Raw genomic sequence first — 6054 nt, forward strand, 5'->3', positions numbered from 1 at the left:
CATCGTGCGCGACATGCTCGTCTCCATGGAAATGGCCGAGGAACTCGGCGACGACCAGGAAACCGAGGACACGGAGGACAACGAGGAGAACGAGCAGCAGGGCGAGGAGCAGAGCGAGGAGGGCGGCGAGGACGATTCCGGCTCGGATCAGTCGCAGTCGGAAGATGCCGAGGCGTCCGCCGACGAGGAAGAGTCGGCCGAGACGGAAGCGACGGACGCCACATCGGACGATCTTTCCGACGAGGACGATTCCGATGCCGAGACGCCGGGCGAGGCGCGCCGCAACGACAATCCGTTCCTCAACCTGCCGAAGGAAATCGACTACAAGGTCTTCACCACGGCCTTCGACGAGACGGTCGGCGCCGAGGATCTTTGCGAGGAAGAGGAACTCGACCGGCTGCGCGCTTTCCTCGACAAGCAGCTCGCCAATCTCTCCGGCGTGGTCGGCCGGCTTGCCAACCGGCTGCAGCGCCGGCTGATGGCGCAGCAGAACCGCTCCTGGGATTTCGACCTGGAGGAAGGCTATCTCGATCCGGCGCGGCTGGTGCGCGTCGTCATCGATCCGATGCAGCCGCTGTCCTTCAAGCAGGAGCGCGACACCAAGTTCCGCGACACGGTGGTGTCGCTGGTGCTCGACAATTCGGGCTCGATGCGTGGCCGGCCGATCACGGTAGCCGCAACCTGCGCCGATATCCTGGCGCGCACGCTGGAGCGCTGCGGTGTCTCCGTGGAAATCCTCGGCTTCACCACCCGCGCCTGGAAAGGCGGGCAGGCGCGCGAGAAATGGCTGAAGGACGGCAAGCCGCCGAATCCGGGCCGGCTCAACGATCTGCGTCACATCATCTACAAGTCCGCCGACCATCCGTGGCGGCGCGCGCGGCGCAATCTCGGCCTGATGATGCGCGAGGGCCTGCTCAAGGAGAACATCGACGGCGAGGCGCTGCTTTGGGCGCACAACCGGCTGATCGGCCGGCCCGAGCAGCGCAAGATCCTGATGATGATCTCGGACGGCGCGCCGGTCGACGATTCGACGCTTTCGGTCAATCCCGGCAACTATCTGGAGCGGCACCTGCGCGCGGTGATCGAGCTGATCGAGACGCGCTCGCCGGTCGAATTGCTCGCCATCGGCATCGGCCACGACGTCACGCGCTACTATCGCCGCGCCGTCACCATCGTCGATGCGGAGGAACTGGCCGGCGCCATGACCGAGCAGTTGGCCTCGCTGTTCGGCGAGGAGAGCGCGCGCGATACGCGGCGCGGCGGCCTGCGGCGCGCCGGATGATCTTTTCGCGAGGCGGATTCCGGTTGACGGTTTTCGCCTGCATGCTGACCTGCGCGGTGGTTTCGCCGGCGATTGCGGCCCAGCGAGCCCCGGTCGAGGCGATCGAGATTTCGGCGCGGCCGATCACAGAGTTCCACGTCGGCCGCGACCAGAAACAGTTCGGGCCACTCGAGTTCGTCGGCGGGCTGGAGATGACCTCGCCGTCACGCGATTTCGGCGCGCTGTCGGCCTTTCGCTTTCTGAAAGCGGGCAGCGACTTCATTGGCGTCGCCGACACCGGCTTCTGGTTCTTCGGCACCATCAGCCACGATGCCGACAAGCGCCCATCGGGCGTGTCGAATTTCCGCATGCAGCAGATGGTCGACGCTTCGGGCCGGCCGATCGACGAGAAGTGGAAGGTCGATGCGGAAGGCCTCGCGGTCAAGGACGGTATCGCCACCGTCGGTTTCGAGCGCGAGCAGCGCGTCGTCCAGTTCAAGATCGACCCGGACAACATGAAGGCGCCCTTCAAGACGCTCGACTATCTGGTTCCGGCCCGGGAGCTGCGCCAGAACCGCGGCTTCGAGACGGTCACGCATGCCAATCCTTACGGCCAGCACGAAGGTGGCCTGGTCGTGGTCTCGGAAAAGAGCCTCGACAAGGCCGGCAATATCTATGCCGCCCTCATCGAGGGACCGAAGAAGGGCGTCTTCACCATCAGGCGCAACGGCGATTTCGACATCACCGACGGCGCCTTCCTGCCGGATGGCGACCTGCTTCTGCTCGAGCGCAGCTTCTCGATGGCGCGCGGGGTGAAGATGCGGCTGCGGCGCATCTATGGCGAGAGCGTCGAGAAGGGCGCGGTCGCCGACGGACCGGTGCTGATGGAAGCCGACATGGGCTACCAGATCGACAATATGGAAGGGCTTGACGTCTGGACCCGCGATGACGGCGCGCTGATGGTTTCACTGATGTCGGACGACAATCACTCGATCCTGCAGCGCAATCTCTATCTGGAATTCATCCTGCACCAGGATTGAGCAAAGCTCGGCGGCTAAATTCCGGCCTTGCTGGTCGGCGGACGCTTATAACGATTCATCGCTTCTTAGAAACGCAGGACGCCTTTTATCTCTTCGCTTTGACGCAATTCCGGGGAGGGAAACCGGTTCGCGCTCGTCCTGCGCATTTCATAAATAACTGATATCGTTGCATTTTCCTGCCTTTTGCTCAAAATACTTTAGCCGATACTTGACAATTTATCGTGCTCCGTCAATACTCAAGTCAATGCTTAACTATTCCGAGATCGACGATATTCTAAGGGCTCTCGTCGAACCCACGCGACGGGCGATCCTGGAAAGATTAAGCCGAGGGCCGGCCACGGTCAGCCAGTTGGCCGAACCGTTCGGCATGACTTTCGCCGCCGTGCTGCAACATCTGCAGACATTGGAGGCCTGCGGGCTGATCCGCAGCGAAAAGATCGGGCGGGTGCGCACCTGCCGGATCGAACCGGGCGGGCTCGCTCCGCTCGCCGACTGGATCGCGGAACGCCGCATACCTGCGGAACGCCAGCTTGATCGCCTCGGCCAGATCTTGGCCGAGACGGACCAATCACCTAAGAAGAATCAGGACCAGAAGCAATGAACCAGATAACCTCCGTGAAAGACGAACATTCCGTCATCCACTCTACCTTCACTATCGAACGGACCTACCCGCAATCGCCCGAACGTGTGTTCTTCGCATTTGCCGACAAGGCGACCGTGCGGCAATGGCGGATCGAAGGCGACGGCTTTGCCATCTCCGAGTTCAGCTTCGACTTCCGCGTTGGCGGTAGCGAAGTTTCACGCTTCAGCTACGCGGGTGGGCCTGAGATTAGGCTCGACGCGCAATTCCAGGACATTGTGCCGAACCAGCGTATCGTCTTCACCTACAAGATGGCGATCGGACCTCAGCCGCTGTCGGTGTCGCTGACCACGGTCGAACTGACCCCATCGAGCGAGGGCACACGGCTGACCTATACCGAACAAGGCGCCTTTTTCGACGGCGCCGATTCGGCGAAGGGGCGCGAGGAGGGTACGCGTGGCCTGCTCGAAGCGCTTGCCGCCTACCTGGACAAATCGAAATAGACAGCTCAGCCGGTCAGCGGACCTTGTACAGCTCGATCGGCTTGCCGGCGGTCGAGCTGTCCAATTCCAGCCAATCCGGCACGTCTCCGCGCAGCAGCCGCGCGACCAGGCCTGCGGGAGCCTCGGCGGCGAGCGACAGCTCTTCCGAATTGCCGCGGCATATGGCGATAAGCCCGACATGCTCGCGCTCGACGATGGCGCGGGCGGCGTCCGGCGTCCCCATGAAGGCGTCGAGCATGGCAAGATTGCCGCCGACATTGCGGTGGTAGGGGCCGGCCAACGCCCTGTGGCCGGTAAACATCACTATGGCCGAGCCGAGATTGGAAGACGCAAGCACCGTCGTTGCCGGCATGACGGCCAGATCGCCGAAGTCCGCGGCCTTGCCGCAGGTCAAGGCATGATCCGCGTCGGAATTGATGCCCGTGGGCGCCTTGTGGACCACGGACTGCGCCGCCACCGCGACGCCGGCCCAGGTCGCGTTGAGCGACACCAGCCATCCCGCCGCGATGCGGGTGGAGACGCGCCATGACTGCGCGGCGCTTGCCTGCAGGCGCAGCCCGGCAATCCAGGCCGAGAGCGGCAGCACTGCGAAGGCGACCGAGAAGGTCGAACCGCGCACCTGCCAGAGGCTTAAGGCGAAAGCGACGACCAGCAGCGTGGCGACAAGGGCTTCCTCGCGACGCAGGCGGCGGCTACGGAGCTGAAGACCGATCAACAGCATCGCGATGAAGGGCGTCACATAGCGCGCCGCCATCAGCTTCGGCTGCTTGACGGCCACGCTGAGGAAGGGCTGCGCCTCGACGACGTCGTTCAGCCAATAGGTGCGAATTCGCTCGTCCATGCCGGCATAAGGCGATGCCAGGCATTGCGGGAAGAACACGATCGCGACGGCCGCAACCGCGACGGCCAGCGCCGACATCCATACGAGTCGTGTCCCGGCCGTCGATTGCCCGGACAAGCCCGCAATCGCCGCCAGGCCGAAGCCGGACAGCGCCGCGAGCACGAACTGGAAGGCCGAGAAGGCATCGCATTGGGCCACGCCCCAGGCCGACGGCGGTATGGTGGCGACAAGGACCGCCGAGGCTATCGCGGCAAATCCGATGCCGAAGCCGCGCGCCGTCGGGCGCTCTTTTTCGTCGAGAATGAAGAGCACAGCGGCGCAGGCGCCAAGCGTCGCCACATAGGGCGCCGTCTCCATACCGACGGCGAGCGTGAGGCCCGCGCACAGGCCGGACAGAAGGGCCGCCGGCCGCCAGAAGGGCGCCTCCATCAGAAGCCAGAGGCCGGCCGCCGTCAAAAGGAGCTGGATATTGTGGTGGTCGAGCGTGCCGGGGTTGAAAATGCCGAGAAAGAACAGCGCCGCGGTCGCCAGCACCAGCGACGGCATCGCCACGTCGGCGCCGGCAAAGCGCCGCGAGGCGCGCAGGATGACGAATATGGTGAGCCCATAAAGCGAGAGCGGCCAGATGATCTGCGCCGCTCTCTCGGCGGCGGCGGTGCCGGCGCCCAGCGCCTGGAAGGCGAGGATGATCAGCGCGATCGGCGCATCGACCAGTCGCGACCAGTGCATGAGGAAGCCGCCGGCGAGGCCCATCCGGTACTGGTGGAGATCGAACCAGCTCTGGCCTGCCAGCAGGTCGCGGACCTCGACCAACCTCAGCATGCTGTCGTTGTCGGCGCCAAGGTCCGCGATCGTCGGGAAGCCGGAGATCGCATTGATCGCCAGCACGAGCAGCGTCGCGCAGAGCGCGAGCAGGAAATCATGTTTCCAACCGGTGCCCTGGATGGTCATGCTGGCGGCGATGTCCTGGATCGTTTTCGCGATCCTGCACCAACAGCCGTAACAAAGCGTAAAGCCGATGGAGACGGATAGCCGGGATCGTCAGGCGGGCTGGCCCGAGCGGCGAGCGGCCGATAGGGATCACTGCCCGGCGGCTGCGATCCAGATCACGTGACGGGCGCCGCGTTTGCCGCGGGCGCGCGCATTGATCCGCGCGACAATGAAGCCCGCCTGCTTCAGCCGCCGCGTGAAGCCGCTATCCGGTCCTTGCGACCAAACGGCCAGGACGCCGCCGGGCTTCAATGCGGCGCGCGCGCCTGCGAGGCCTGCCGCGCTATAGAGCGAGTCATTTCCCTTGTAGACGATGCCTTCGGGACCATTGTCGACGTCGAGCAGGATGGCGTCCCAAGCGGCCGCTTCCGCCCTTATCGACTGACCGACATCAGCCTCGCGAATGGTGACGCGGGGATCGTCGAGGCAGCCGTCGAAAACTCCGGCCATGGGACCGCGTGCCCAGGCGACGACCTCGGGGACCAGTTCGGCAACGGTGACGGCGGCGTCCCCATCAAGCGCGGCAAGGGCGGCGCGCAAGGTGAAGCCCATGCCGAGCCCGCCGATAAGGATTCTTGGCTGCTTGCGGCCAGCGATACGCTCGCAGGAAAGCTTGGCGAGCGCCTCTTCGGAGCCGCTGAGGCGGCTGTTCATCAGCTCATTGGTGCCCAGCATGATCGAGAATTCAGCACCGCGCTGCTTCAGGCGAAGCTCTTGAGCGCCGTCGGGCGTGCGGGCCGAAGCAAGCTGAACCCAGGGGATCATGCGCTCTCTTTTTGTTGGAGCATGATCTGTTCCAAAAACCGGTTCCCACTTTTTGGGATCATGCTCTAGACCGC

General features: G+C 64.3%; 6 protein-coding genes. 4 read left to right on the forward strand and 2 right to left on the reverse strand.

What is annotated here, in order from left to right; all coding sequences use genetic code 11:
- The 4 genes from cobT to EOA38_RS25090 all read left to right on the forward strand — a co-directional run.
- On the forward strand, positions 1-1282 hold a 1282-nt coding region (gene cobT, locus EOA38_RS25075; protein WP_127300486.1), incomplete at its 5' end, for a cobaltochelatase subunit CobT.
- Positions 1279-2301: an esterase-like activity of phytase family protein gene (locus EOA38_RS25080; RefSeq protein WP_127300487.1), complete on the forward strand. Its 1023-nt coding sequence runs from the start codon at positions 1279-1281 to the stop codon at positions 2299-2301. The genes cobT and EOA38_RS25080, both read left to right, overlap by 4 nt.
- Positions 2302-2545: 244 nt before the next feature.
- The gene (locus EOA38_RS25085) at positions 2546-2902 is read left to right on the forward strand and encodes a metalloregulator ArsR/SmtB family transcription factor (protein ID WP_126095728.1); all 357 of its coding nucleotides are present in this window, start codon (positions 2546-2548) and stop codon (positions 2900-2902) included.
- Positions 2899-3384, forward strand: a complete 486-nt coding sequence (locus tag EOA38_RS25090) for an SRPBCC family protein (protein ID WP_126091667.1) — start codon at positions 2899-2901, stop codon at positions 3382-3384. Before EOA38_RS25085 ends, EOA38_RS25090 begins: the two co-directional genes overlap by 4 nt.
- A 13-nt stretch (positions 3385-3397) precedes the next feature.
- Here EOA38_RS25090 and EOA38_RS25095 read toward each other — a convergent pair whose 3' ends face one another.
- Together EOA38_RS25095 and EOA38_RS25100 are read right to left on the reverse strand one after the other, a co-directional pair.
- Positions 3398-5176 carry a GtrA family protein gene (locus tag EOA38_RS25095; protein WP_126091668.1) on the reverse strand — a complete coding sequence of 593 codons (1779 nt, stop codon included), beginning with the start codon at positions 5174-5176 and terminating at the stop codon, positions 3398-3400.
- A gap of 129 nt (positions 5177-5305) precedes the next feature.
- Entirely contained in the window at positions 5306-5980 is a 675-nt protein-coding gene (locus EOA38_RS25100; protein ID WP_127300488.1) for a hypothetical protein, read from the reverse strand.
- Between the last annotated feature and the right edge of the window lie 74 nt (positions 5981-6054).

Source organism: Mesorhizobium sp. M1E.F.Ca.ET.041.01.1.1 (assembly GCF_003997355.1).
GTDB lineage: Bacteria > Pseudomonadota > Alphaproteobacteria > Rhizobiales > Rhizobiaceae > Mesorhizobium.